Raw genomic sequence first — 26184 nt, 5'->3', positions numbered from 1 at the left:
AAAGAGATCGACTATGTCTGCTTCTTTCGCTTTCGTATTTCCAGGCCAAGGCTCACAGTCCTTGGGGATGCTGGCCGATATTGGAGCTCAACATTCGCAGATACGCGATACGTTTGCTGAGGCTTCTGATGCGCTTGGCTACGATATCTGGTCACTGGTTCAGCAAGGTCCGGAAGAGCGGTTGAATCAAACGGACAAGACTCAGCCCGCCATTCTGACGGCGTCTATTGCCTTGTGGCGACTGTGGGAGGCAAGGGGAGGCGTACGTCCTTCTTATGTGGCAGGTCATAGTCTTGGCGAATATTCCGCTCTGGTTGCTGCAAGTGCTCTGGCCTTTACTGACGCTGTAAGGCTCGTTGAGCGCCGTGGACAGCTGATGCAGGAAGCTGTGCCAGCGGGCGAGGGCGCAATGGCCGCTATCCTGGGGCTAGAAGATGCAGATATCGTTAACGCCTGTGCTGAAGCGGCCCAAGGTGATGTTGTGAGCGCAGTGAATTATAATGCGCCTGGGCAGGTAGTCATTGCAGGTAACGCAGCTGCAGTGATGCGAGCTGTCGAGCTATGCAAGGCGCGTGGCGCAAAACGTGCGGTTCCGCTTCCGGTAAGTGTGCCCTCCCATTGTGAGTTGATGCGTCCGGCAGCGGAGCGCTTTGCCGAGGCTGTTAACGCGATCCAATGGCAGCAGCCCTCCATTCCGGTCGTTCAGAATGTAAACGCCGGAGTCAGTGCAGATCTTACAGCGCTGAAGCAGAACCTGCTGGCGCAACTGTACAGTCCGGTGCGCTGGGTCGAGTCCGTTCAACTGCTTGCGGACAAAGGGGTTACTCAACTGGTAGAGTGCGGGCCCGGAAAAGTCCTGGCAGGTTTGAACAAGCGGTGTGTCAAAGGTATAGAGACCTATAGTCTTGACGCGCCTGATGCTTTTGCTGCTACCCAAGCAGCATTGGCTTGATTTAAGGAGAAAACATGAGCCTCCAAGGTAAAGTCGCATTGGTAACCGGTGCAACACGTGGCATCGGACAGGCCATTGCTCTTGAGCTCGGACGCCTCGGGGCTACCGTGATCGGTACGGCTACCAGCGAAAGCGGTGCCTTCCGTATCAGCGAAAGCCTGAAGGCCAATGGTATAGAGGGCACCGGACTGGTGCTGAACGTTGCAGACAACGCTTCGGTGACGGCGGCGTTGGAACAGATTCAGCAGCAATATGGTGCGCCTGCTATTCTGGTCAATAATGCGGGCATCACGCGAGATAATCTGATGCTGCGCATGAAAGACGACGAGTGGTTCGATGTAATCGATACCAACCTGAACAGCCTGTTCCGTTTGTCGAAAGCCGTATTGCGTGGGATGACCAAAGCTCGTTGGGGGCGCATCATCAGCATAGGCTCTGTTGTCGGGGCTATGGGTAATGTTGGCCAAGCCAATTATGCTGCCGCCAAGGCCGGTCTTGAGGGGTTTACTCGGGCGTTGGCTCGTGAAGTAGGTTCCAGAGCGATCACGGTAAATGCCGTGGCTCCAGGGTTTATTGATACTGATATGACGCGTGAGCTGCCAGACGCTCAGCGTGAAGCGCTTTTGACTCAAATTCCACTGGGTCGATTAGGGCAAGCTGAAGAAATTGCAAAAGTTGTCGCCTTTTTAGCAACGGACAGTGCTGCGTACGTTACAGGTGCTACTGTTCCAGTTAACGGCGGAATGTATATGAGTTAAGCGATTTTTGACGGGTTGAACGACTTTTTGTGAATTTTCAAGACTAGCAAAAAGTCAGTTCAGAGGTCAGGATGTCGCGTCAGCTTGAAATATTGAAAACCCTTTCTATACACTTACGCGCAGTCCGGCTGCACGGATTATTCCATAGGAGTGAAAACACGGTATGAGCACCATCGAAGAACGCGTTAAGAAGATCGTCGCTGAACAACTCGGCGTGAAAGAAGAGGAAGTAACCAACAGCGCTTCCTTCGTCGAGGATCTGGGCGCCGACTCCCTTGACACCGTTGAGCTGGTGATGGCTCTGGAAGAGGAATTCGAAACTGAAATCCCGGACGAACAAGCCGAAAAGATCACCACTGTTCAGGAAGCTATCGACTACATCGTTGCTCACCAGCAATAAGTCGGTTCTTCTGTAGAACACGAAAGCCGCACGCCTGTCCAGGCGTGCGGCTTTTCTATATAACGGTCATCAATGTAATAACTTTAGATGATCGAACAAACGAGCTATGAGGAAATCGTTGTGTCACGTAGACGCGTCGTGATCACGGGCATGGGCATGGTATCGCCGCTGGGCGGGGACGTGCAAAGCAGCTGGGAAGGCATTCTTGCTGGTCGCAGCGGTATTGCCCCGATTGAACACATGGACGTTTCTGCCTTTGCTACCCGCTTTGGGGGATCAGTCAAAGGATTCAACGTAGAAGATTATCTCTCTGCGAAAGAAGCTCGGAAACTCGACCTCTTTATTCAATATGGCCTGGCGGCTAGCTTCCAGGCTATGCGTGATTCTGGACTTGAAGTGACAGATGCCAATCGGGATCGAATTGGTGTCGCCATGGGGTCTGGTATTGGTGGTCTCTCCAATATCGAGAACAACTGCAAGGCCTTGTTTGATCAAGGTCCCCGCCGTATTTCGCCATTTTTTGTCCCTGGCTCGATCATTAACATGGTCTCCGGCTTCCTTTCCATCCACTTGGGATTGAAGGGGCCTAATTATGCAATTGCTACAGCATGTACAACCTCCACGCATTGTGTAGGTATGGCTGCACGTAACATTGCCTATGGTGATGCTGATGTCATGGTGGCTGGCGGTGCCGAAATGGCTACCTGCGGGCTAGGGTTGGGTGGTTTTGGTGCTGCACGGGCACTTTCTACCCGAAATGAAGAGCCTACTAAGGCCAGCAGACCTTGGGATCGTCAGCGAGACGGCTTTGTGCTGTCTGATGGCGCGGGTGCATTGATTCTGGAAGAGCTAGAGCATGCTCAAGCGCGTGGCGCCCATATTTATGCTGAGCTTATTGGGTTTGGCATGAGCGCTGATGCGTTTCATATGACGGCCCCCCCTGAAGATGGCGCTGGCGCAGCACAGTGCATGAGCAATGCATTGAAAGATGCGCGAATCGATCCATCCCAGGTCGATTACATCAATGCGCACGGTACGTCCACGCCTGCTGGTGATATGGCAGAGGCTTCTGCGGTCAAGCGGATCTTTGGTGAGCATGCCTACAAATTGTCGGTGAGCTCTACCAAGTCAATGACTGGGCATCTGTTAGGGGCTGCCGGGGCTGTTGAAGCCATTTTCAGCATCCTGGCCATTCGTGACCAACTGGCGCCACCTACCATCAACCTGGATGATCCGGATGATGGCTGTGATCTGGACTTTGTGCCGCATAAGCCAAAGGCAATGCCTATCGAGATCAGCCTGTCCAACTCCTTCGGCTTCGGTGGTACTAATGGTAGTTTGATCTTCCGTCGCTTTTCTGAGTGATGAAAGACTGGGTTAATGGTCAGCCGGATGAGGCTGGCCTTTCCTTCCGGGATCGTGGTTTGGCATATGGCCATGGGCTTTTCGAAACGATAGGCGTCCATAACGGCCAACCACGATTCCTTGATGATCACCTGATGCGGCTGCTTGATGGATGTCGTCGTCTGGCAATTCCCTTGGAGCTTGATGCAGTCAGGCTTGAAATTCTTGAGTATGCTGCGTTGCTACGCAACGGTGTAGCCAAGCTGATCATTACGGCCGGCCTCGGTGAACGGGGTTATGCGGCTCCGTCGAATCCACTTCCGCAACGTCTTCTGCTGGCCTCTTCTGTGCCTCGCTATCCATCTGAGAATGCTGAGCAGGGGATCCGTCTGTTTCCCTGCCAGACACGTCTGGCTTGCCAACCGCTATTGGCTGGACTCAAGCACCTGAACCGTCTTGAGCAGGTATTAGCGCGGGGAGAGTGGCAGGGAGCAAACTATGCTGAAGGCCTTATGTGTGATGCATTTGGGCATGTTGTAGAAGGCGTTTTCAGTAACCTTTTCATCGTGTCCAGGAACACATTGATAACGCCCGTGCTTGATAGGTGTGGTGTTGCTGGTGTGATGCGCTCCTATCTTCTTCGTTGCGCAGATGGGCTTGGCGTCATGACCGAAATCAGGCCGGTGACGTTGAGTGAGTTCATGGCCGCTGATGAGGTATTTATGTGCAACAGTCAGTATGGTGTTTGGCCAGTATGTACGTATGCTGAGCATGAATGGCCAATAGGCCCGTTGACACGTCAACTTCAACAGATTGCCTCGAAGGCTCTGGATTCGTAATGCGAAAATTATTGGTTCTGCTCGAGGGCGGCTTGCTCTTGATGGGGCTGGCGCTAGCCGGAATGGGCTGGTTGCAACACAAGGCACTCGAGCAGCCTGTGGCGGTTGGTCAGGAACAGCTTGTCGAAATACCCAAGGGCGCTACGCCGGGCGGTATGCTCCGGCATCTTGAGGAGGAGAAGTTACTGAGCGGATCCTTCTGGTTGCGTTTGTATTGGCGTTTCAATCTTTCCGGACAGGCTCTGCACAGCGGTGAGTACCGAGTAACGCCAGGGATGAGTGTTCGTGAATTACTTGCCCTCTGGCAAAAAGGCGAGGTGGTCCAATACAACGTTACGCTCGTTGAAGGCTGGAACTTCCATCAGGTTCGGGATGCCTTGGCTCGTCAGGAAAAGCTGGAGCAAACATTGGCTGGACTGAGTGACGAAGACGTCATGGCGCGTTTAGGCAAGCCTGGTATGCATCCTGAGGGGCGTTTCTTTCCCGACACCTATCGTTATGTAAAAGGAATGCGCGACGTCGAAATTCTGAAGCAGGCCAGTCAACGTTTGGAGCAGGTTCTTGCCGAGGAGTGGGAGGCGCGCGCCGCGGATGTGCCCTATCAGGAGCCGTATCAGGCTCTGATCATGGCCTCTTTAGTGGAGAAGGAAACAGGGGTTCCGCAAGAGCGGCCTCAAATAGCAGGCGTTTTTGTTCGCCGTCTAGCGTTGAATATGCTCTTGCAGACAGATCCTACGGTTATCTACGGGCTGGGTGACAATTACAAGGGCAAGTTGACCCGAGAATATCTCCGCCAACCTACGCCTTACAATACCTACGTGAACCCTGGTTTACCTCCTACGCCTATCTCCATGGTAGGGCGGGAAGCGATTCATGCCGCGCTGCATCCTGAGCCAGGTAAAAGTCTTTACTTTGTAGCGCGTGGAGACGGGACGCATGTGTTTTCTGATGACATCGATGCACATAACCGCGCTGTTCGTGAGTATCAACTTAAACGCCGAGCCGATTACCGTTCGAGTCCGGCACCTATTAACAAGGAGTCTGAGTGAGCGGGTTGTTTATTACGTTGGAGGGGCCGGAAGGGGCAGGTAAAAGCACTAACCGTGACTATCTGGCAAGGCAATTACAATCGCATGGCCTTGAAGTGGTGCTGACACGTGAGCCTGGTGGAACGCCATTGGCCGAGCGCATCCGCGGACTTTTGCTTGACCCCTGCGATGAGGGCATGCATGCGGATACTGAGCTGCTGCTTGTGTTTGCTGCACGTGCACAGCATTTAAACACTGTAATTAAGCCTGCGCTTGATCGTGGTGCGGTTGTCCTGTGTGATCGATTCACTGATGCGACCTACGCGTATCAGGGCGGGGGACGTGGGCTTTCGGAAGCACGCATTGCCACCCTGGAGCACTTTGTTCAGTCAGGCCTGCAGCCTGATCTTACCTTGGTGTTCGATTTACCTATCGAAATAGGTCTTGAAAGAGCAGCCAAACGAGGTCGCCTCGACCGGTTTGAGCGGGAACAACACAGCTTTTTCGAGGCCGTAAGGCAGACTTATCTCTCCCGTGCCGCGGCTGGTACCGACCGCTATCGGGTGGTTGACGCAGCCCAGTCGCTTGCCGATGTACAGCAACAACTTGATCAGCTTGTGCCTGAGTTGTTGGAGCGCGCCCGTGGTTGAGCGGTACCCGTGGCAATCGGAACTATGGGAGCGGCTGACTCATCGTGAACGGCATGCCCATGCTTATCTATTTCATGGGCCAGCGGGTATTGGCAAGCGGGCGCTGGCCGAGCGGCTTATAGGGCGTTTGCTTTGCCAGAGCGTAGCAGCAGGGGAGGCATGCGGCCAGTGTAAGGCTTGTCTTTTGTTAAGGGCTGGAACGCATCCTGACTATTTTCTTGTAGAGCCGGAAGAGGTGGAAAAGCCTATCCGCGTTGATCAAATCAGGAGCCTGGTTGACTTCGTTGCCCAAACCGCACAGTTGGGCGGCCGCAAGGTCATTCTGCTGGAACCAGCTGAGGCGATGAACCTCAATGCCTCAAATGCTTTACTGAAAAGCCTGGAAGAACCTTCCGGTGACACGGTCCTGGTGTTGATCAGTCATCAGCCGAGTCGACTATTGCCTACCATCAAAAGTCGTTGTGTGCAGCAGGCCTGCCCCGTACCTCGTCCAGAAGAAAGCCTGGCTTGGCTAGCGCAGGCCTTGCCCGATCTCTCCTCGGAAGATCTCAATGATGTGCTGACGCTGGCTGGTGGTTCGCCTTTAACGGCTGCTCGTTTGCATGCGATGGGCGTTCAGGCTTACCGGTCACATGTTGTAGACGGCTTGAAAAGGCTCTTGAAGCGGCAGATCGCGCCAAGTCCATTAGCCGAAAGCTGGAACAGCATTCCGTTACTGCTATTGATGGACTGGTTCTGTGAGTGGGCATTGTTGATCCTGCGCTATCAAATGACTCGGGATCAAGCGGTGACCGGTTTGGCCGATATGAGCAAAGTAATCCAGTATCTGGGTGATAAGGCCGATTCCACTCAGGTCATAAACCTGCAGAACTGGCTGCTCGAGCAGCGGCAGAAAGTAATGGGTAAGGCTAATCTGAACCGCGTGCTGCTACTTGAAGCGCTGTTGATACGGTGGGCAAGCCTACCGCAGCAGGGCTAGAATTCACTTAATAATGGTTGAGTGCTGTCGTATGAGTTTGCCTCCGAATCTGGGTCCTCGAAACGGAATTTTGTCCCTTACGATCAAGGACAAATCAGTACTGTATGCCGCCTATATGCCTTTCATCCGTAATGGTGGCCTGTTTATTCCAACAAACAAGTCATACAAGCTAGGGGATGAAGTATTCATGCTGCTCAACCTGATGGATGAGCCTGAAAAAATCCCTGTTGCCGGAAAGGTCGTCTGGATAACGCCCCGGGGCGCACAGGGAAATCGTGCTGCAGGGGTTGGCGTTCAATTCAATGACGGCGATAACACGGCTCGAAACAAGATCGAGACCTATCTGGCGGGTACGCTCAAGTCGGACCGCCCTACGCATACCATGTAATTCTTTCTTTCGTGCAAGCATGGCCTTGCTGAAAGCGCACGTTTTTACCAGGAAAACCCATGAAACTGATCGACTCCCATTGTCATCTAGATCGCCTTGATCTAACGGCTCATAATGGATCGCTGGACGCGGCGCTTGAGGCGGCAAGGGAGAGAGGCGTAGGGCACTTTCTATGCATTGGTGTAAGCGCCGAAAATGCTGCCGATGTGAAGACTGTTGCCGAGCGTTACCCGGACGTGCATTGCTCTGTTGGAATTCATCCATTGGATGTTTCTGCTGAAAAGGAGCCTGCGCTGGAGTGGCTGTTGCGCGAGCTGGATCATCCTCGTGTGGTCGCCATCGGAGAAACCGGGCTGGACTATCATTACGAGCCTGAAAGCGCTGAGCTGCAGAAGCAGTCCTTTCGGTTGCATCTTGAGGCGGGGCGGATTACCGGTAAACCTGTCATTGTGCATACCCGTGAAGCCAGAGCTGACACGTTGGCCTTGCTCAGAGAGGCTGATCTGACTGCGGCAGGAGTATTGCACTGTTTTACCGAGGACTGGGAAATGGCCAAGGCTGCCCTGGACCTGGGTTTTTATATCTCTCTTTCAGGAATCGTGACGTTCCGAAATGCCGAGGCATTGCGTGAAGTGGCTCGTCAGGTGCCAGCCAATCGGCTTCTTGTGGAAACCGATTCGCCTTATCTGGCGCCTATTCCTTATCGTGGCAAACCGAACCTCCCTCAATATGTGCGTGAAGTGGCTGAGTTTTTAGCTTCGGTTCGTGGTGTCGAGCTGGAAGCACTGGCCGAGCAAACTACAGAAAATTTCTACCGGCTCTTTCCTCTGGCAAAAGCTGTATAAAACCAATAGTCAAAAAAAACCCGGTTTTTGCTAACCGGGCCAAGACCATTAGGAGTTTAACGGGATGCACCAATAGCGATGTATCCCACCGATAACGCCTCGGGGGAGTGGCGCTGCCGGTAAGTAGAAGTATTGATCAGCCATGGGGAACATCCAGTCGGGATTGATCATTTTTTAAACAGATTTGGAATAGGCAACCTTTCATTGAGCACTTATCGCGACAGCTTCCGGATGATATCCAGCGTCTCATCCAATACCTGTTGCGGTGTGTAAAAGTGTGGCGAAAGGCGGATGCCTGCACCGCGTTGAGCGCAGATAATGTTCTCGCGCTTCAGGCCTTCAAAAAGAGTCGTATTGTCTTTGCCATCCAGCGTAAACGTTAGAATGCCAGCTCTGCGATTGGGATCTATCGCACTGTGGACATGAGCGCCGGGAAGTGCTTTCAGTTTTTCAATCAACATGTGCATTCTGGTATGTAATTCCTGCGCAACTTGCACCATGCCTACCTCATCGAGCAATGAGAGACTGGCCTTCAAGGCGACAGCGCCGAGCATGTTGGGGCTACCGCATTCGAAGCGGCGGGCGGTGCGTGCAGGTTTCCATTCTCGACTATTATAATCACCAGCATTATCGAGCATATGCCAGCCATATTCATTTAGCGTCAGCTGCTCTCTAAGATCACTCCGACAATAAAAAACGCCAAGCCCCTCTGGGCCTAGCATCCATTTATGCCCGTCTGCCATGGCAAAGGCGCACTCGCAGGCTTGTACGTCCAGAGGAAGTGCGCCTAGCTGTTGAATTGCATCAACACACAACAGTACGCCTTTCTGGCGACAGCCCTGGCCTAATTTGACTAAATCCAGGCGTAGGCCGCTTGCATATTGCACTGCGCTGATCGCCAGCAGGCGTGTCCGGGACGTACAGGCCTCTAGCAGCGCCTGTTCAGGATCTGTCCCAGCCAGATTGACCTCAATGACTTCGACTCCAAAGCGGGACAGTGCCTCCCAAACGATTCGGTTCGATGGGAATTCTTCATTGCTGATGACCACTTGATCGCCGGCCCGCCAGTCCAGACCAAACGCAACAAATGACAGAGCCTCTGACGTATTCTTGACCAAGGCTATATCTGCCGTGCTGGGCGCGTTAAGCAGCTTCATCAGAAGCGCTCTCAATTGCTGCTCGATTTCAAGCCAGGCGGGGTAATCCTTGGCTCCCTGGATAACGTTTTCCTGTGCAAACGCCGCTACGGCCTGCGATGCACGCGCTGGCCAAGGCGCTACTGCGGCATGGTTGAGGTAGCGCAGGGTTTCATGATGCGGAAACTCGTTCATCCAGGTGTTCATAAAAGGCTCATCCATACAAAAATATGTATTTTTAGGCATAATGCCGTAATCAATGTGACATCGCCTGTCAGATGCGTATCGTCCATCTCGCGTTGTGCCAGCCGATGGTAATAGCTTCCCCTACCGATACCTTCCGCATTCAGACTCTAAAAAGAAACTTATTTCTATGCAGAAAGAACCTCGAAAGGTCCGTGAATTTCGCCGCCGTGAGCAGGAGATTCTAGACACAGCCCTCAAGCTTTTCCTGGAAGAAGGGGAGGACAGTGTTACTGTAGAGATGATCGCTGACGCGGTCGGGATTGGAAAAGGAACGATTTATAAACATTTCCGATCCAAAGCCGAGATCTATCTTCGCCTGATGCTGGATTACGAGCGAGACCTGGCTTCGCTGTTTCACTCGGAAGACGTGGCACGTGATCGGGAAGCGCTGTCCCGGGACTACTTTGAGTTTCGTATGCGCGACCCTCAGCGCTACAGGCTTTTTGACCGGCTGGAAGAAAAGGTGGTCAAAGCTAATCAAGTTCCTGAGTTGGTCGAACAATTGCATAAGATCAGAGCGTCAAACTTCGATCGTTTGACTCAGCTGATCAAGGGACGAATCGCTGAAGGGAAGCTGGAAGATGTTCCTCCTTATTTTCACTATTGCGCTGCCTGGGCGCTGGTGCACGGGGCGGTAGCCTTGTACCACTCTCCCTTCTGGCGAGATGTCATTGAAGATCAGGACGGATTTTTTCAGTTTCTCATGGACATCGGCGTGCGTATGGGTAACCGCCGTAAGCGAGACACGGAAATACCGGCTTCCCGGTGAGGTCCGAAAGTCTGAGCTTGAATAAATCGTTCTCGACCCAGATATCTTTTTTTTCTGTTAAGCAGTTGGAGTTCAAGCATGATCGTTGACCGTCAGGGTCGAGCCTTTCGCAACCTACGGATCAGCTTAACCGCTGCATGCAATTATGCATGTACATATTGTGTTCCCAATGGGAAACGCCTCGTAGCGGCTCAAGATGAGTTATCGGCTGATGCCATGGCTCGTGGTGTTGAATACCTTATTGAGGCTGCAGGCATCGAGCGTCTGCGTATTACTGGTGGTGAGCCACTGGTCACTCCCAAGTTCGAGCCTTTCTTGCAGGCGGTTTCCGCCTTAAAGCTCAAAGACATTAGTCTTACCACTAACGGCCAGCTGCTGGCTAAAAAGCTGCCCATTATCATCGACAATGGGGTTCGCCGTCTGAACGTCTCTCTGGATACGCTCGATGCGGAAGCCTTCCCTGTACTCGCGCGGGGAGGCGACCTGAAGACGGTGCTTGCAGGTCTTGAAGAAGCCCGTCAGGCAGGACTTAAAATCAAGGTCAATATGGTCCCATTGCGTGGCCAGAATCTTGATCAGGTATTGCCGCTGCTCGAATACTGTCTCGAGCGCGGCTTCGAGTTACGGTTTATCGAGCTGATGAGGATGGGGCATCTCGCGCGTGATCCCAACGGCTTCCAGCAGCAGTTCGTACGGTTGGCAGAGCTTTTAGAGATCATCGGTGCGGTCCATTCCTTTGTACAGGCTGATGCGCCTGTAGACGCCACTGCCTTGCGTTATCAGGTAGAGGGTGGGGGCTACTTCGGCGTTATTGCGAATGAAAGCGTACCTTTCTGCCGTAGCTGTTCGCGTCTACGCTTGTCTTCAACAGGTTGGCTGCATGGCTGCTTGTCATCCAGTAATCGCCACTTTGTTGGTGATTTGCTGGATAAGCCCCGTCATCTAGCGCTTCCGGCGCTACAGCGGTTGCTGGTCAAGGCCTTGGGCGATAAGCAGGACGTTGCGTTCTCTGGTGGTGTAACGGTGATGAAGATCATCGGGGGCTAGCGTATAGATTGGCCTGGAAACTGCTAGACGCGTGTCAGCGCCGGTTTTTCGTCGCCGGTTCAGGAGAAAGAGATGCGTCGTTTCCTCGCCATTTGTGCGATTGTATTGTTGTCCGGTTGTATGAATGTCAGCGATATGGCTGCTGGTACTACTTATCACCTACGGGATGCTGGGTTTCTTGACTACAGCCATACACAGCGATTGAACAACTTCCGGTTGCAGCCGGACTCTTATATCTATATCGCACAAGGTGCGTTCGTGCCGCCAGGGCATCCCTATACCAGGCCCAATGTCGTAGCGGAACAGGCCTTCAATGGTTTCGTGGAATATTTTCCACGGGTACGTCGTGCCAAAGGGCCCATTGGATTGGACGAAGCCATACTCGAGGCACGTAACCTGGGGGCTCACTATCTGCTGTATACCCGCTTTGCAGCCGCTGATGATGCCATTGGCAACTGGCAGGAGTGGGAAGATCAGGAAGCGTTGGATCGAGTAGGTCGGGACCGCAGTGTGGTTCAGGTCATGCTGATCGAAACGGCAACTTATTATCTGGTCGATACGGCCCGTATTCGCAGCCGGGGCGGTTTCCTGACATTTTACAATGAGAAACCCGAAGACCTGCTAGCGCCTCCGCTTGCGGAGTATGCTCAGCATCTGTTGGGTTTGACGCGATAAGGAGTGTTCATGAGTGAGTCGCATAAGGTTGATGACCTGATCGCCCAGTTACCGAACGGGGAGGATAAGGCATTGCCGCCGGTTCATTCATGGAATCCCCCCTTCTGCGGCGATATCGACATGCGTATCGCGCGCGATGGCACTTGGTTTTACCAAGGCTCTGCTATAAATCGACCTGCCATGGTCCGGCTGTTTTCAACCATCCTGCGTAAGGATGAGCAAGGCTATGTGTTAGTGACGCCTGTTGAGAAGGTAGGTATTCAGGTTGAGGATGCTCCCTTTGTGGCCATTGATTGTGATGTACAAGGTCAAAGGCAAAATCAGGTTTTGTGCTTTACAACCCAAGTAGGCGATACGGTGGAAGCCAATGCTGATCATCCCCTGCGCGTGGTCATTGATCCTAGTACGCAAGAGCCTTCGCCATACGTGCTTGTAAGGGATAGCCTCGAAGCCTTGATTCATCGCAATGTCTTCTATCGGCTCGTCGAATGTATGTCGCTGGAACATTATGAGGGGGCGATGTGGCAGGGCCTATGGAGTGGCGGGGCGTTTTTCCCGGTGGCTCGGCAGGACTGAAATAAGAAAGGGCTCCCTGGGGAGCCCTTTTTGTTACATGTTAGGGTAGTTGGGGCCGCCAGTGCCTTCTGGCGGTATCCAAGTGATGTTTTGGGAAGGATCCTTGATATCACATGTCTTACAATGCACACAGTTTTGGGCATTGATCTGGAAGCGTTTCTCGCCGTCTTCCTGCGTCACAACTTCGTATACACCAGCGGGGCAATAACGCTGCGCAGGCTCGTCGTAGAGCGGAAGATTGCGATCGATAGGAATGGACGGGTCCTTGAGCCTCAGATGAACAGGTTGGTCCTCTTCATGGTTAGTATTGGAGAGAAACACCGAAGACAGTTTGTCGAAGCTGATTTTGCCATCAGGCTTGGGATAATCGATCCGTTTGGATTCAGACGCCTTTTTCAGGCAGGCATAATCAGGCGTTGTGTCATGCAGCGTAATGGGCAGCTTGCCGCCAAACAGGTTCTGCTCGATAAAATTAAAGGCGTTGCCCTTTATTGCTCCATATTTATGGATGGCAGCGCCGAAGTTGCGGCTCTTGTAGAGCTCCTCGTACACCCAACTGTTCTTAAACGTATCCAGATAACGGGTCAGCTCATCGGCTTCACGCCCGGCTACCAAGGCTTCGGCAATGGCTTCAGCGGCCAGCATACCGGTTTTCATCGCCGTGTGGCTGCCCTTGATCTTCGAGAAGTTGAGCGTACCGCCGTCACAACCGATCAATGCACCGCCTGGGAACGTCAGTTTGGGAAGTGAGTTCAGGCCGCCCTTAGTGATGGCGCGAGCGCCATAAGATACACGCTTGCCGCCCTCCAGATATTGCTTGATTACCGGGTGATGCTTGTAGCGCTGAAATTCATCAAAGGGCGAGAGGTAAGGGTTGCTGTAGGACAGATCCACGATCAGGCCCACTACGACCTGGTTGTTTTCCAGGTGATAGAGGAATGAGCCACCCGGGTTATCATCGTCTAGCGGCCAGCCTGCTGTATGCACAACAAGGCCCTGCTCATGCTTGGCAGGGTCGACATCCCAGATTTCCTTGATGCCTATCGCGTAGTGCTGCACATCGGCATGGGCGCCCAGGTTGAAACGCTGGCTTAATTGCTTGCCAATATGCCCACGGCTACCTTCGGCGAACAGCGTGTATTTGGCACGTAGTTCCATGCCGGGCGTGTAGTAGCCTTCCTTGGGGTTTCCTTCGCGGTCTACGCCCAGGTCGCCGGTTACGATACCTCGCACGATGCCGTTCTCATCAATCAGGGCTTCCTGCGCAGCGAAGCCTGGATAGATTTCTACACCCAGCCCTTCAGCCTGCTGGGCTAGCCAGCGGCACAGGTTCCCAAGGGAAATGATGTAGTTGCCTTGGTTGTGCATGGTCTTGGGGACAAGAAAGTCAGGCAGCTTCCTGGCACGTTCGGCGTCCTTGAGCAGGTAGATATCGTCGCGCTTGACTGGCGTATTCAGCGGGGCATCCAGTTCCTTCCAGTTGGGGAACAGTTCATCGAGTGCGCGCGGCTCGAACACGGCGCCAGAGAGAATATGAGCACCGACCTCGGAGCCTTTCTCTACAACGCAGACGCTGATTTCCTGACCGGTCTCAGCCGCCTTTTGCTTCAATCGGCAGGCAGCGGAAAGGCCTGCCGGGCCGGCGCCGACAATAACAACGTCGAACTCCATAAATTCGCGTTCCACGGACAGTCTCCTCAAGGCATTGATGCTAGTTATATTTTGGCGGCTGTAATAAAGAAAAACATTATATAGGGGTCTTTCCAGAGGTCCAATACAAACGTTTGTTTGAATTTTCTCTCGGACTGGTACATTCTGCTTGTGCTGCCTCCAGAAGCGGCTAGGGTTATGTCGGGTAACTGCCTATTTGCATTATGGCTTGGTTAAAAAAGCGTTCGGACGGCCTTTGCTAAAGGCAAGTACCCTTTAACAGTGATGCCTTTAGCCTATCGCATTTCCTTCTGGCAGCACGCCGACTTGCCTTGGAGCGTTGACCCTCTCGACTGATGCAGTCAACATACGGCGGTTAATGGTTATTTGTAAGCCGAGAGCCGTTATTTGGTCGATTCGATCGGCTAGGCCTGCCTGGCTACCCTATTTATTCACTACAGAATAATGAGGAACTCATGAAGGTTCTTGTAGCTGTAAAAAGAGTGGTGGACTACAACGTCAAGGTCCGCGTCAAACCCGATAACTCCGGTGTTGACCTGGCCAACGTCAAGATGTCCATGAACCCCTTCTGTGAGATCGCCGTTGAAGAAGCGGTGCGCCTGAAGGAGAAAGGTATCGCTACCGAAATCGTTGCCGTGTCTGTAGGCCCAACCGCTGCGCAGGAGCAACTGCGTACGGCGTTGGCTCTGGGAGCGGACCGTGCCGTTCTGGTCGAGACCAATGAAGAGTTGAGCTCGCTGGCGATTGCGAAGCTGCTCAAGGCGGTTGTCGACAAGGAACAACCCCAGCTGGTTATCATGGGCAAGCAGGCTATTGACAGTGATAACAACCAGACGGGTCAGATGCTGGGTGCACTCACCGGCTTTGCCCAAGGGACCTTCGCTTCCAAGGTCGAGCGTGACGGTGACGTATTGAACGTGACCCGCGAAATCGATGGAGGGCTGCAGACCGTTGCTCTGAACCTGCCTGCTATCGTGACCACTGACCTGCGCTTGAACGAGCCGCGTTATGCCTCGCTGCCAAACATCATGAAGGCCAAGAAAAAGCCGCTGGATGTTTTAACGCCGGACGCTCTGGGTGTTAGCACGGCTTCGACTGTCAAGACGCTGAAGGTGGAAGCACCGGCTGGCCGTCAGGCAGGTATCAAGGTGAAGTCGGTTGCTGAACTGGTCGAAAAACTCAAGAACGAAGCGAAGGTGATCTGATGGCTATTCTGGTCATTGCCGAACACAGTAATGCTGCGCTCAATGGCGCAACGCTCAATACCGTGGCTGCAGCCAAAGCCATCGGTGGTGATATTCATGTTCTGATCGCCGGTCAGAGCTGCGGTGGTGCGGCTGAAGCTGCTGCCAAAGCCGAGGGCGTTTCCAAGGTGCTGGTTGCCGATAATGCTGCTTACGCCTACCAGCTGCCAGAAAACGTGGCGCCGTTGGTTGTTGGGCTGGTTAAAGGCAATGGGTACACCCACGTACTATCGCCAGCCGGTTCGAACGGCAAGAATTTCATGCCACGTATTGCTGCGCTACTAGACGTGGATCAGATTTCCGAGATCATTTCGGTAGAAAGTCCGGATACCTTCAAGCGGCCCATCTATGCCGGTAATGCGATCGCAACCGTGCAGTCATCCGCTCCGGTAAAAGTTATTACCGTGCGCGCTACTGGTTTTGATCCGGTTGCTGCCGAAGGTGGTTCTGCCGCTATCGAAGCGGTTTCTTCCGTACAGGATGCAGGTATTTCCCGCTTCGTGAACGAAGAATTGGCCACTACAGGTCGCCCGGACTTGGGCGCTGCGAAAGTGGTGGTATCGGGCGGTCGTGGTTTGCAGAACGGTGATAATTTCAAGATTCTGTACTCCCTAGCAGACAAGCTGGGTGCTGCCGTAGGCGCTTCTCGCGCAGCGGTGGACGCAGGCTTCGTACCCAATGACATGCAGGTTGGTCAAACAGGCAAGATCGTTGCGCCGCAGTTGTACATTGCGGTAGGCATCTCCGGTGCGATTCAGCACCTGGCCGGTATGAAAGACTCGAAAGTCATTGTGGCTATCAACAAGGATGAAGAGGCGCCAATCTTCCAGGTGGCTGATTATGGACTGGTAGGTGACCTGTTCGAGTTAATCCCTGAGCTTGAAAAGTCGATATAAGCAATAGCCTCCTAAAAACCCGCTCGATCGAGCGGGTTTTTTATTGGGTAGATTTTTGTTGACGGACAAATGCCTTTCAACATGACAAAATTCTGGTTTTAGGCAGCGTCATAGAGCTGTCGCCTGACTCTGCAGGAAACCAGATAGTGAAAAAATCTTATTGTTGGGCAGCTTCTGTTTTGGTCCTGTTGCTTGCCGGGTGCGCCAACGATCCCGCACCATCCGAGCAAATGAAACTGACCACCCAGGCATTCGACCAAGCCCATGACATTGGGGCGGATGACTCCATTCCTGAATACAGCCTCGCCAACGACAAGCTTGAACGGGCCCGAAAAGCCATGCGGGTTGAAGATTACAAAAAAGCTCGTGTATTGGCGGAACAGGCTGAACTCGACGCTCGCCTGGCCGAGGCCAAGGTACTCAATAGCAAGAGCCAGACACATGTGGGTGAACTCAACAAGCAGATCGCCCGATTACAAAAGCGTTTGGAGAGTACGCCATGATGCGTTCGGTACTGTCGGTGGCTGGACTTGCGCTGGCGTTTTCAATGATCACAGGGTGTACGAGCAGCAGCACCACTACTCGGCAGGCGTTACAGGACGCCAAATCCAGGTATGCCACGGTCAAGACTGATTCTGACGTGCTGCGTAGCGCACCCAAGGATGTAAAAAGAGCCGAGGAAACCCTGGACAAGGCGGAGCAGCTGGCTGGCTATTGGGGAAGCAGCAAAGATGTACGCCACTTTGCCTACCTGAGCCAACGCTACAGCGATATCGCCCGAGAGCATGCAAGCCTTCGCTTGAGCCAGGACAAGGCGACCCAGTTACAACTGCAGATCGAACGCCTGCAATTGCAGTTGCGGGAAAAAGAACTCCGTTCTGCACGAGAGCGTAACGTATGGCTTACCGATCAGCTGTTTAACCTGGGTACGACTCAGACAGAGCGCGGTCTCGTCATGACGCTGGGCGATGTGTTGTTTGCTCCGGGGCGATCACAACTCAATCCAACGGCTAATGAAACGGTTCTCAAGCTTGCCCAGTTTCTTCAAATCAACCCCAAGCGGGAGATCCGAATCGAAGGCTACACGGATAACTCCGGTGATGAGGATCGCAATCTTTCCCTTTCCAAACAGCGTGCCCATGCCGTCGCCAAGGCCTTGAGTGCATTAGGTGTAGAGGCAGGCCGCCTTCAGGTCATTGGATATGGCGAGGATTATCCGGTGACGTCCAACGGGACGGCCGAAGGCCGCGCCAAGAATCGCCGGGTCGAAGCAGTATTTTCTGACGAAAACGGTAATTTCATACCGGCACGTTGAGCGTAAACGGCAGGCCTAAACGGCCTGCCTGTCGCGCTCATGCTTAAAAGCGGCATCCCTTGTTTCATTGCCGACTGATTATCCGTTAGCGCTGGCTGTATTGTCCTAAATTTACCAAGCTGTACCGGTGCAATCTGGTAAGACGATGCTACTGTTTCGGTTCAGTGACCAAGGGAATGCGTGCCATGACGAATCTGTTGCTCTATCAACGTATCGCTCATCAGTTGGCTGAAGATATTCGCCGGGGTGTCTACCAACCAGGCGAGCGCGTTCCCTCTGTTCGCAAGATGAGTCAGCAGCTGGGCGTCAGTCACGCAAGTGTTTTGCAAGCTTATGCCACACTGGAAGACCAAGGGCTTATCCGGGCTCGTCCCCAGTCAGGGTTTTACGTACACCAGACGCCTGCCTTGACAGCGCCTACACCTGAAATCGGCAGGGTAGAGCGGCCGACCCTGGTCACTCGCGGTGACATTATCAATCAAGTGCTTCTGGAGTCCCGACGAGATGATGTGGTTCCTTTCGGGGCTGCCATTCCTAATGTGGATTTTCTACCTATCCGGGCCCTGCATCAGCAGATCAGCAAGGTGACGCGCTTTCATAGTCAGCGTGCGTTCAGTTATATGTACAGCCCGGGTTACGAGCCCTTGCGCCGCCAGGTTGCGATCCGTATGCGGGATGCCGGGGTCTCGGTAGCGCCTTCTGAGGTTGTTATTACCCATGGCTGTGTGGACGCCTTGCAGATGTCCCTGCGTGTGCTGACCAAACCGGGTGATTTGATCGCTACCGAATCGCCTACCTATTACGGCTTGCTGCAATTGGCTGATGTGCTAGGTCTCAAGGTGGTCGAGATTCCCTGTGACCCACAGACCGGCCTAAGCGTAGAGGCATTGCAGCTGGCCGCGCGGCAGTGGCCTGTAAAGGCGCTAGTCATGACCTCCCGGCTGAGCAATCCCCTAGGCAGTACAATGCCTGAGGCGCGTCAAAAGCAGCTGCTAAGGCTTGCCAATGAGCGGGACTTCATGATCATTGAGGACGATATCTACGGTGAATTGTTCTATGAGGTCGGTGCGACGAAGGCGTTGAAAGCCCATGATCGGAACGGCAGGGTTGTCTATTGTTCAAGTTTTTCCAAGACGATCTCACCTGGTGTGCGTATCGGTTGGGTCATTGCCAATCAATACCAGTCGGACATTCAGCGCTTACAGACCTTTACCACCCACTCTGCCTGTAGTCTCACGCAAATGGGTGTAGCGGCTTATCTTGAAAATGGCGGGTATGACCGTCATCTACGCTCCATCAGACAGGAATACCGCAAGAATATGACGGCTTGGCAGCTGGCCGTTCAACAGTACTTTCCGGAGGGAACCCAAATGAGCCGACCTATCGGCGGCTTCATTCTCTGGGTGAGCCTTCCAGCCAGGGTCAATACGAAGGATCTCCACCTCCGGGCGTTGCAGGAGGGCATTAGCATTGCGCCAGGCATCATTTTCAGCAATACGGATCAATTCAATAATTGTATTCGGCTCAATTGCGGGATGGCGTGGAATCGACAAACCGAGCGCGCTTTGATGACGATTGGAATACTGGCCAATCAGCTCTGCCAAGAGGCTCAGGTAGCTGCTTAACGGTGTGAACTCGTTCGCCATTTTGTGAGTCTGTTTACATTAGGCGTGAAGAGGTAAAAGTGTCGATGGGCTCGACCGAGGCCGCAAGCTGGCTGCCGATGATTGGAGTGCTAGGCAATGTACCGCTGGTGCTTGTTTGGCTGACAGGGCTGCTGGTGGCTTGCCTGAAATGGCGAACGCACCGCAAGGCGAGCCTGTTATGCCTGTTGAGTATGGTCATCCTGCTTGTCTGGCTTGCAGCCTATAGCGCGCTTACGCTGGCATTGCCGGTTTTACTGCCGCTCTGGCAGATCCCACTGGCGCCAGGGTGGGCGTATGCGTTACTCAACGCCGTCGGCAACCTGGTAACCGCAGTGTGCTATGCGCTATTGCTGTGGGCCATCTTCACAGGAAGGAGTTCACGACGTTCTGCCTGAGGCTTTCTTATGAGGACTCTACGTTGGATGGTGAGTGGTCATAAGCCGTGCTGGCTGGCGCTGGTATTGATACTCAGTGGGTGTGATAAGCCGGAAAAGGAACCGCCCCAAAAACCAGCCGAACCGCAGGCGGCCTCTGTAGAGCAGACCGCGCCAAAACCAGTATCGCCAGCAGCTTCCCATGCCAAGCCAGTACCGGACACTTCGGCCCGGCAGGAACCCATCCTCACCTCCCGTGTCCCTGAAAGCTTTGATGAGGAGCCTGTGCCGGCTCCTCAGCCGGACAAAAAGCCTGAGCTGGTTATTGAAAAACCAAAGCCCAAACCGTTGCCCAAGACTGTAAAACAGAAGCTTCCCGAACCGGAGGAGCCACTCAAGGTTGACCTGAGTATTCCCAAAGAGCTTATCGAGAGCGCAGTGCCTGTTACAGCAGAGCAAAAAGAGCCGACGGGCATGCTTCCTCCGCTGTTCGACAAGCATGAGGAGGATGATCGATTCAACCTGAGCGGTCGAATACTAAATCGCGAACGCTCAGATGATTTCGAAGGTGCTGAGTTGCAGTTTGAGTTCAGGCGCTAAGTCACAACTTAGGATACCTAGCGATTCCGGGCATCCTTGGCGTCCATCTCCGCGTTTCGCTGACGGATCCGCTGACGCTGCTCATCGGTGAGCTCTACCTTGTTGGCCGAGCTGCGAAGCATCAACAGGCTACCTACAATCGAGCCCACCGCAATAATCAAGAAAAGCCAGGCATACCAGGGCATGGTGCAGTCCTCCGTGCAAATGAAACAGTCTATGCTGCTTAGACCCGCCTAGGCAGTAGGAGTGCTTTTAAGCAAGGGTAAAACGCTATCGTCTTTCAAGTTGACCCCGGTCAATTTTAGCTTTAAGGCCTGCTTGATCAGGTAGTCGAGTTTATGAACCGCCAAGCGGTACGGGAGCCCCTCGGGCCGTACATTGGAAATACAGTTACGCTCGCTATCCATACGTCCGCGGCGGGGCTGGTAGGTAACGTATAATCCGAGGCTGTCAGGCGATGTAAGACCAGGTCGCTCTCCGATCATCACGATTACCAGCTGGGCATTGAGCCGCTCTCCAATCTCGTCACCCAAGGCCACGCGGGCTTGCTCGGCAATGACCACGGGTATTTGGGACCAGTCGGTATCGAAACGCTCCTTTAGTAGCTCAAGTATGGGAACTGCATGGCTACTGGCCGCAAAGGACGACAGCCCATCGGCAATGACGATAGCGATGTCCGGGGCAGGCGCTTCAGCCATTAACTGCTCACGGCTGGCGATATCCAGCATTCGGCCATGATCCGGGCGTAATAAATACTGCTGCCGATCCGCAGCCTGGCTGTGTACATGAATCGTATGAAAACCTTTTGACTGGAGTTGCTCGCTCAGCATATGGACATCCAGCGGATGGTGTACGGCATCTCTTGCTTGCGCATGAGCCAGGCCGAATCGAAGTACTTCCGCCGTGGGGAGGCTTGAGCCAACACGGCCCAATGCTATACGTGCCGACGTATGGGTGCGCAGTTCGTCCCAGGGGTTTGTCTGGACCAGCGTAGGTTTGGCGGCCGTCATCATGCGGCTCCCGGCAGGTGGGGCAGGGCACGTAGCAGCTGGTGCTCGCGGTTGATGTCTCGTAGCTGTCCGGAGGGCTCTGTAATGGACATGCGGGTCAGCCAGGCTTCAAATTCGGGGGCACGCCTTAAATCCAGTACGCTGCGCAGATAAAGTCCATCATGAAAGGAAGTGCTCTGGTAGTTGAGCATAATGTCGTCAGCGCCTGGAATACCCATGATGTAGGTCAACCCGGCGACGCCCAAAAGCGTCATGAGTGTGTCCATGTCATCCTGATCCGCTTCGGCATGGTTGGTGTAGCACACGTCGCAGCCCATCGGGACGCCCAGCAGCTTGGCGCAGAAATGGTCTTCAAGGCCGGCCCGGATGATCTGCTTTCCATCGTAGAGGTACTCGGGACCGATAAAGCCAACCACCGTATTGGTCAGTAGCGGTTTGAACGTCCGCGCGACCGCGTAAGCACGTGCTTCGCAGGTCTGCTGGTCAACACCATGGTGTGCGCTGGCAGAGAGGGCACTACCTTGACCTGTCTCGAAATACATGACGTTATCGCCCAGCGTGCCCCGCTTGAGTGAACGGGCCGCATCATGGGCTTCCTGTAACAGGCTCAGCGTTACACCAAAGCTATCGTTGGTCTTTTGCGTGCCGGCAATGGATTGAAAGACTAGATCAACCGGGGCGCCTTTTTCGATCGCCTTGATTTGGGTGGTGACGTGGGTCAGTACACACGTCTGCATGGGAATATCAAAGTGCTGACGCAGCTCATCCATCATCTCCCACAGCGACGTCAACGTTGAAAGCGAGTCACTGGCCGGATTGATACCGACAACGGCATCGCCTGCACCGTAGAGCAAGCCATCCAGCATGCTGGCCGCAATGCCTTGCAAATCGTCAGTAGGGTGATTGGGCTGCAGGCGTACCGAAAGATGGCCGGGCAAGCCTATCGTATTGCGGAAGCGGGTTATGACCTGGCATTTTTTGGCTACCAGGATCAGATCTTGATTGCGCATCAGTTTGCTGACAGCGGCGGCCATCTCAGGCGTGATGCCTGGCGAGACCGCTGTCAGGGTTTTGCTGTCCGTACTGTCGAGCAGGAGCCAATCACGAAAATCGCCTACGGTGAGATGACTGATAGGGGCAAATGCAAACGCGTCGTGACTGTCGATGATCAGGCGTGTTACGTCGTCCTGCTCGTAGGGAATCAAGGCCTCCTCAAGAAAGCGTTTGAGCGGGACATCCGCCAACGCGATCCTGGCAGCCATACGCTCCTCTGCCGAGCCGGCCACAAGCCCGGCCAGTTCGTCACCCGAGCGCGCCGGACTGGCCTTCGCCAGAAGTGTCTTGAGGTCTTCGAAGCGATAGGTCTGATGGCCGATGATGGTCTGGTAGATCATACACACTCCGGTTCTGTGAATGTCTTAGAAGGCCATCCCGAGGACACGTGCTATCAGGCTCATATGGCGTTGACCTTCAGCAGGCTATCCGTGGGCGCCTGGGCACGCTGGCGTGCGGTAAAAAGAAAGTAGACGAAGCCGACGCCCATGAAGGTTAGAAAGACGAGGCCTATGACTGGGTTGAACCATGCCATGGCGACCAGGCAGACCAGTGCAATGGCCAATGCCAACGCGGGTACGAAAGGGTAGCCGAGCGCACGGTAACTGCGCGGCAGGTTAGGTTCGGTGCGGCGCAGCCTGAACAGGCTCAGCATGCTCATGATGTACATGACGATAGCACCAAATACCGACATAGTAATCATGGCGGCAGTCAACGACATGCCTTGGAGGTTGATGAGCCCGTCGCTATAGATAGCCGCAACGCCCACGACCCCACCTGCAATGATGGCGCGATGGGGCGTCTGGAAGCGTGACAGTTTGGCGAGTCCGACGGGCAGATAGCCTGCTCGCGCCAAGGCAAAGAACTGGCGGGAGTATCCCAGAATGATTCCGTGGAAGCTGGCTACCAGACCAAACAGGCCGATCCATACGAGCATGTGTAGCCAACCGGAATTTTCGCCTACCACCATCTTCATGGCCTGCGGTAAGGGATCATTGATGTTGGAAAGCGTACGCCAGTCTCCAACGCCGCCTGCGAAAAGCATGACGCCAATGGCCAGTACCACCAGTGTCAGAATGCCCGTCGTGTAGGCTTTGGGAATGGTGCGCTTGGGATCCTTGGCTTCTTCGGCCGCCATTGCAGCGCCTTCGATGGCAAGAAAGAACCAGATTGCGAAAGGGATGGCAGCGAAAATTCCAGTAATGGCGGGCATACCAAAGGTATCCGAGCCTGCCCAGCCATTAAGAGCAAAATTGCTGAAGCTGAAACCGGGTGCTACTACGCCCATGAAGACCAGCAACTCCAGAACGGCCAGTACGGTCACGACCAGCTCAAAGGTGGCTGCCAGCTTTACGCCCAGAATATTGAGTGTCATGAACGTGATGTAGGCGCCTACGGCTGCAAGTTTGGGATCAAGCGCAGGGTACTGAACATTCAGGTAGGCACCGATGGCCATGGCGATGGCAGGCGGTGCAAAGACAAACTCGATCAGCGTGGCAAGGCCGGCAATCAGACCGCCTTTCTCGCCAAAGGCACGGCTGCTGTAGGCAAAAGGGCCTCCTGCATGGGGAATGGCTGTGGTGAGTTCGGTAAAGCTGAAAATAAATGCGGTATACATGGCGGCGATAATAAGCGCCGTTACCAAAAAGCCGAGCGTTCCGGCTACGCCCCAGCCGTAACTCCAGCCGAAATACTCCCCCGAAATGACCAGGCCTACAGCGATACCCCAGAGATGCAAGGTGCCCAAGGCGGGTTTTAATTGTGTAGTCATCTTGTCTTCTCACCGAGTGGGTTCACGGGTAACCATTGCAGCGAGCATGCCAGCCTGTTATTGGCTTTTTGGCGGCTTTCTAACACCATAGCTGCCCAAACGTAGGGCGCCAGCCAAAAAGTGACTCTTTGTTTTGGTGCATGGGTGTAGCAGACAAGCAATCCTTTTGCCGGGAAATGGCTTTCTGCGACAATAGGGCTTCCCTGGATTCATATGTGAGAGTGCCATGCCTGCTTGCCAGACACCGATTATTGTCGCCCTGGATTTTCCTACTGCCGAGGGCGCCCTGGCGTTGGCGGATCAACTCGATCCGGCGCAGTGCCGCGTCAAAGTGGGCAAAGAGCTGTTTACTTCCCATGGCAGACCTGTCATCGAAGCGCTGCATGCCAGGGGCTTCGAGGTCTTTCTGGATCTCAAATTTCATGACATTCCCAATACCACCGCCATGGCCGTCAAGGCTGCTGCCGAGCAGGGCGTCTGGATGGTGAACGTCCATTGCTCGGGCGGTTTGCGTATGATGACAGCCTGCCGGGAGACGCTCGACACCCTTTCCGGTCCCAAGCCACTGCTTATTGGCGTGACGGTGCTGACCAGCATGGAGCGCGAAGACCTGGCAGGTATCGGTCTGGACATCGACCCCAAGGAGCAAGTCCTGCGTCTGGCCGGACTGGCTGAGCGCGCTGGCATGGACGGGCTGGTATGTTCGGCTCAGGAAGCCTCTTCGCTCAAGGCTGCTCACCCCAGCCTGCAGCTGGTCACTCCGGGTATTCGCCCGGCAGGCAGTGCGTTGGATGATCAGCGTCGTATTCTTACGCCTCGTGAGGCGCTGAACGCCGGATCCGATTATCTGGTGATCGGCCGCCCCATCAGCCGCGCCAGTGAACCCGCGGCGGCATTGACGGCTATCCTGGCTGATCTACGCTGAAATCAGGAGAAGCTCGCATGGCTCGCTCTAGCATGAGCGTTGCCTGCGAGCGTCACAAAAGATTTCAAGCCCTGTTCTTCGCTTGTACGGTTCAAGTAGCATCGGGCTGTTCAAAAGGAGAACGTAATGCACGCGCAACTGGAAACCTGTCTCCAAGCAGTCGACAGGGTCCTGCTCGGCAAGGACAAGCAAGTCCGCCTGGCCATGACCTGCCTGCTCGCCAAAGGTCACTTACTGATTGAAGACTTGCCCGGTATGGGCAAGACCACGCTGAGCCATGCCCTGGCCAAGGTACTCGGCCTTTCGTTTCAACGTATCCAGTTCACCTCCGATCTGTTGCCTGGCGATATTTTGGGTACCTCTGTCTTTGACAAGGACACTGGGCAGTTCGTCTTTCACCAGGGCCCGGTTTTTACCGAGTTGCTACTGGCCGACGAAATAAACCGGGCAACGCCAAAAAGCCAGAGTGCACTACTGGAGGCGATGGAGGAGGGGCAGGTCACTATTGAGGGTGCGACTCGCCCACTACCGGAGCCGTTCTTTGTCATCGCGACCCAGAACCCTGTTTCTCAGGGGGGAACGTTTGCATTGCCCGAGTCCCAGCTGGATCGCTTTTTGATGCGGCTTTCGCTGGGCTATCCAGGCCGCGCAGCCGAGCGAGCATTGCTGTTGGGTGGATCGGGTAGAGACCAGCTTCCCAGGCTGGAGCCCCTGCTGGATCACCGGCAGCTGGCTGCTATCCAGAACGAAGTGCCCAATATCCATGCCAGCGATGCGGTGGTGGACTATGTGCTGCGTCTGGTCGAAGCAACCCGTACGCAACCTAACTTTGCCCTGGGTCTCTCACCAAGAGGCAGTCTGGCGCTGCTGGGTGCCGCCCGCGCCTGGGCGCTGTTGGACGGTCGTGACTATGTAATTCCTGAGGATGTTCAGGTTGTCTTGCCTGCCGTAGCCGGACATCGTCTGCGGGATCAGGCTGATCCTGCCGGTCATGGGGGCGGGGCGCTGGTCCAATGGCTGCTCCGTGAAGTCCCGGCACTCTGACGC

The 26184-nt window shown here is 54.2% G+C and carries 29 protein-coding genes; 23 read left to right on the top strand and 6 right to left on the bottom strand.

Going from position 1 to position 26184, the window contains the following annotated elements:
* Positions 1-13: 13 nt before the first annotated feature.
* From fabD to JQR86_RS12385, 10 genes are all read left to right on the top strand, one after another.
* Entirely contained in the window at positions 14-952 is a 939-nt protein-coding gene (gene fabD / locus JQR86_RS12430) for an ACP S-malonyltransferase (protein WP_407363108.1), read from the top strand.
* Positions 953-966: 14 nt separating this feature from the next.
* Positions 967-1710 (top strand): 3-oxoacyl-ACP reductase FabG, encoded by a 744-nt coding sequence (gene fabG, locus JQR86_RS12425; protein WP_074827461.1) that lies wholly within the window; start codon positions 967-969, stop codon positions 1708-1710.
* 163 nt (positions 1711-1873) lie between these two features.
* On the top strand, positions 1874-2110 hold the full coding sequence (gene acpP, locus JQR86_RS12420) for an acyl carrier protein (RefSeq protein WP_007160597.1): 237 nt from the start codon (positions 1874-1876) through the stop codon (positions 2108-2110).
* A gap of 120 nt (positions 2111-2230) precedes the next feature.
* On the top strand, positions 2231-3475 hold the full coding sequence (gene fabF, locus JQR86_RS12415) for a beta-ketoacyl-ACP synthase II (protein ID WP_074827562.1): 1245 nt from the start codon (positions 2231-2233) through the stop codon (positions 3473-3475).
* Positions 3475-4293, top strand: coding sequence for an aminodeoxychorismate lyase (gene pabC, locus JQR86_RS12410; RefSeq protein ID WP_407363109.1), 819 nt, complete (start codon positions 3475-3477; stop codon positions 4291-4293). Before fabF ends, pabC begins: the two co-directional genes overlap by 1 nt.
* Complete coding sequence (gene mltG / locus JQR86_RS12405; RefSeq protein ID WP_219653006.1) at positions 4293-5342, top strand: endolytic transglycosylase MltG; 1050 nt, start codon at positions 4293-4295, stop codon at positions 5340-5342. The genes pabC and mltG overlap by 1 nt, the downstream gene beginning before the upstream one ends.
* On the top strand, positions 5339-5971 hold the full coding sequence (tmk, locus tag JQR86_RS12400) for a dTMP kinase (protein ID WP_407363110.1): 633 nt from the start codon (positions 5339-5341) through the stop codon (positions 5969-5971). Before mltG ends, tmk begins: the two co-directional genes overlap by 4 nt.
* Positions 5964-6950: a DNA polymerase III subunit delta' gene (locus tag JQR86_RS12395; protein WP_407363111.1), complete on the top strand. Its 987-nt coding sequence runs from the start codon at positions 5964-5966 to the stop codon at positions 6948-6950. Before tmk ends, JQR86_RS12395 begins: the two co-directional genes overlap by 8 nt.
* Positions 6951-6981: 31 nt before the next feature.
* A complete protein-coding gene (locus JQR86_RS12390; protein WP_010797738.1) occupies positions 6982-7338 on the top strand; it encodes a PilZ domain-containing protein in 357 nt (118 codons plus the stop codon).
* A 59-nt stretch (positions 7339-7397) separates the two neighbouring features.
* The gene (locus tag JQR86_RS12385; RefSeq protein ID WP_074827453.1) at positions 7398-8183 is read left to right on the top strand and encodes a TatD family hydrolase; all 786 of its coding nucleotides are present in this window, start codon (positions 7398-7400) and stop codon (positions 8181-8183) included.
* A gap of 212 nt (positions 8184-8395) precedes the next feature.
* Here JQR86_RS12385 and JQR86_RS12380 read toward each other — a convergent pair whose 3' ends face one another.
* Positions 8396-9526: an aminotransferase class V-fold PLP-dependent enzyme gene (locus tag JQR86_RS12380; protein ID WP_407363112.1), complete on the bottom strand. Its 1131-nt coding sequence runs from the start codon at positions 9524-9526 to the stop codon at positions 8396-8398.
* 166 nt (positions 9527-9692) lie between these two features.
* Here JQR86_RS12380 and JQR86_RS12375 point away from each other — a divergent pair, with 166 nt between their 5' ends.
* The 4 genes from JQR86_RS12375 (at position 9693) to JQR86_RS12360 (ending at position 12632) form a co-directional block, all read left to right on the top strand.
* Positions 9693-10334, top strand: a complete 642-nt coding sequence (locus tag JQR86_RS12375) for a TetR/AcrR family transcriptional regulator (protein ID WP_010797741.1) — start codon at positions 9693-9695, stop codon at positions 10332-10334.
* A 78-nt stretch (positions 10335-10412) separates the two neighbouring features.
* A complete protein-coding gene (locus JQR86_RS12370; RefSeq protein ID WP_434153650.1) occupies positions 10413-11381 on the top strand; it encodes a GTP 3',8-cyclase MoaA in 969 nt (322 codons plus the stop codon).
* 72 nt (positions 11382-11453) lie between these two features.
* Positions 11454-12056 carry a DUF4823 domain-containing protein gene (locus JQR86_RS12365; protein WP_125888942.1) on the top strand — a complete coding sequence of 201 codons (603 nt, stop codon included), beginning with the start codon at positions 11454-11456 and terminating at the stop codon, positions 12054-12056.
* A 9-nt stretch (positions 12057-12065) separates the two neighbouring features.
* Positions 12066-12632 carry a DUF1285 domain-containing protein gene (locus JQR86_RS12360; protein WP_434153649.1) on the top strand — a complete coding sequence of 189 codons (567 nt, stop codon included), beginning with the start codon at positions 12066-12068 and terminating at the stop codon, positions 12630-12632.
* 33 nt (positions 12633-12665) lie between these two features.
* On the opposite strand, the gene JQR86_RS12355 is transcribed toward JQR86_RS12360, so the two are convergent.
* Entirely contained in the window at positions 12666-14318 is a 1653-nt protein-coding gene (locus tag JQR86_RS12355) for an electron transfer flavoprotein-ubiquinone oxidoreductase (protein WP_434153648.1), read from the bottom strand.
* A gap of 440 nt (positions 14319-14758) precedes the next feature.
* On the opposite strand from JQR86_RS12355, the gene JQR86_RS12350 reads away from it, so the two are divergent.
* The 7 genes from JQR86_RS12350 (at position 14759) to JQR86_RS12320 (ending at position 20378) form a co-directional block, all read left to right on the top strand.
* Positions 14759-15508 carry an electron transfer flavoprotein subunit beta/FixA family protein gene (locus tag JQR86_RS12350; RefSeq protein ID WP_010797746.1) on the top strand — a complete coding sequence of 250 codons (750 nt, stop codon included), beginning with the start codon at positions 14759-14761 and terminating at the stop codon, positions 15506-15508.
* The gene (locus JQR86_RS12345) at positions 15508-16443 is read left to right on the top strand and encodes an electron transfer flavoprotein subunit alpha/FixB family protein (protein ID WP_407363114.1); all 936 of its coding nucleotides are present in this window, start codon (positions 15508-15510) and stop codon (positions 16441-16443) included. The genes JQR86_RS12350 and JQR86_RS12345 overlap by 1 nt, the downstream gene beginning before the upstream one ends.
* 146 nt (positions 16444-16589) lie before the next feature.
* A complete protein-coding gene (locus JQR86_RS12340) occupies positions 16590-16946 on the top strand; it encodes a DUF4398 domain-containing protein (RefSeq protein ID WP_434153647.1) in 357 nt (118 codons plus the stop codon).
* Positions 16943-17758, top strand: coding sequence for an OmpA family protein (locus tag JQR86_RS12335; RefSeq protein WP_407363116.1), 816 nt, complete (start codon positions 16943-16945; stop codon positions 17756-17758). The genes JQR86_RS12340 and JQR86_RS12335 overlap by 4 nt, the downstream gene beginning before the upstream one ends.
* 185 nt (positions 17759-17943) lie before the next feature.
* The gene (locus tag JQR86_RS12330) at positions 17944-19383 is read left to right on the top strand and encodes a PLP-dependent aminotransferase family protein (protein ID WP_010797750.1); all 1440 of its coding nucleotides are present in this window, start codon (positions 17944-17946) and stop codon (positions 19381-19383) included.
* 59 nt (positions 19384-19442) lie between these two features.
* Positions 19443-19799, top strand: a complete 357-nt coding sequence (locus tag JQR86_RS12325) for a hypothetical protein (protein WP_125912962.1) — start codon at positions 19443-19445, stop codon at positions 19797-19799.
* Between the two features lie 9 nt (positions 19800-19808).
* Entirely contained in the window at positions 19809-20378 is a 570-nt protein-coding gene (locus tag JQR86_RS12320) for a hypothetical protein (protein ID WP_407363117.1), read from the top strand.
* A 17-nt stretch (positions 20379-20395) separates the two neighbouring features.
* Here the strand turns inward: JQR86_RS12320 and JQR86_RS12315 are convergent, their stop codons facing one another.
* The 4 genes from JQR86_RS12315 to eat are packed head-to-tail and all read right to left on the bottom strand — an operon-like array spanning position 20396 to position 24212.
* Complete coding sequence (locus tag JQR86_RS12315; protein WP_010797753.1) at positions 20396-20563, bottom strand: DUF2897 family protein; 168 nt, start codon at positions 20561-20563, stop codon at positions 20396-20398.
* Between the two features lie 48 nt (positions 20564-20611).
* A complete protein-coding gene (gene eutC, locus JQR86_RS12310) occupies positions 20612-21388 on the bottom strand; it encodes an ethanolamine ammonia-lyase subunit EutC (protein WP_407363361.1) in 777 nt (258 codons plus the stop codon).
* Entirely contained in the window at positions 21388-22782 is a 1395-nt protein-coding gene (locus JQR86_RS12305) for an ethanolamine ammonia-lyase subunit EutB (RefSeq protein WP_434153646.1), read from the bottom strand. Before JQR86_RS12305 ends, eutC begins: the two co-directional genes overlap by 1 nt.
* Positions 22783-22841: 59 nt before the next feature.
* A complete protein-coding gene (gene eat / locus JQR86_RS12300; protein ID WP_407363119.1) occupies positions 22842-24212 on the bottom strand; it encodes an ethanolamine permease in 1371 nt (456 codons plus the stop codon).
* A gap of 226 nt (positions 24213-24438) precedes the next feature.
* Here eat and pyrF point away from each other — a divergent pair, with 226 nt between their 5' ends.
* Positions 24439-25137 carry an orotidine-5'-phosphate decarboxylase gene (gene pyrF, locus JQR86_RS12295; RefSeq protein ID WP_407363120.1) on the top strand — a complete coding sequence of 233 codons (699 nt, stop codon included), beginning with the start codon at positions 24439-24441 and terminating at the stop codon, positions 25135-25137.
* Positions 25138-25263: 126 nt separating this feature from the next.
* Positions 25264-26181, top strand: a complete 918-nt coding sequence (locus JQR86_RS12290; protein ID WP_010797758.1) for an AAA family ATPase — start codon at positions 25264-25266, stop codon at positions 26179-26181.
* The last annotated feature ends 3 nt before the right edge of the window (positions 26182-26184 follow it).

Source organism: Pseudomonas sp. JZ134, assembly GCF_051027695.1.
GTDB classification, from domain to species: domain Bacteria; phylum Pseudomonadota; class Gammaproteobacteria; order Pseudomonadales; family Pseudomonadaceae; genus Chryseomonas; species Chryseomonas luteola.
The sequence above is the reverse complement of the archived record's forward strand: the minus strand, read 5'-3'. Positions and strand labels throughout refer to the sequence as shown.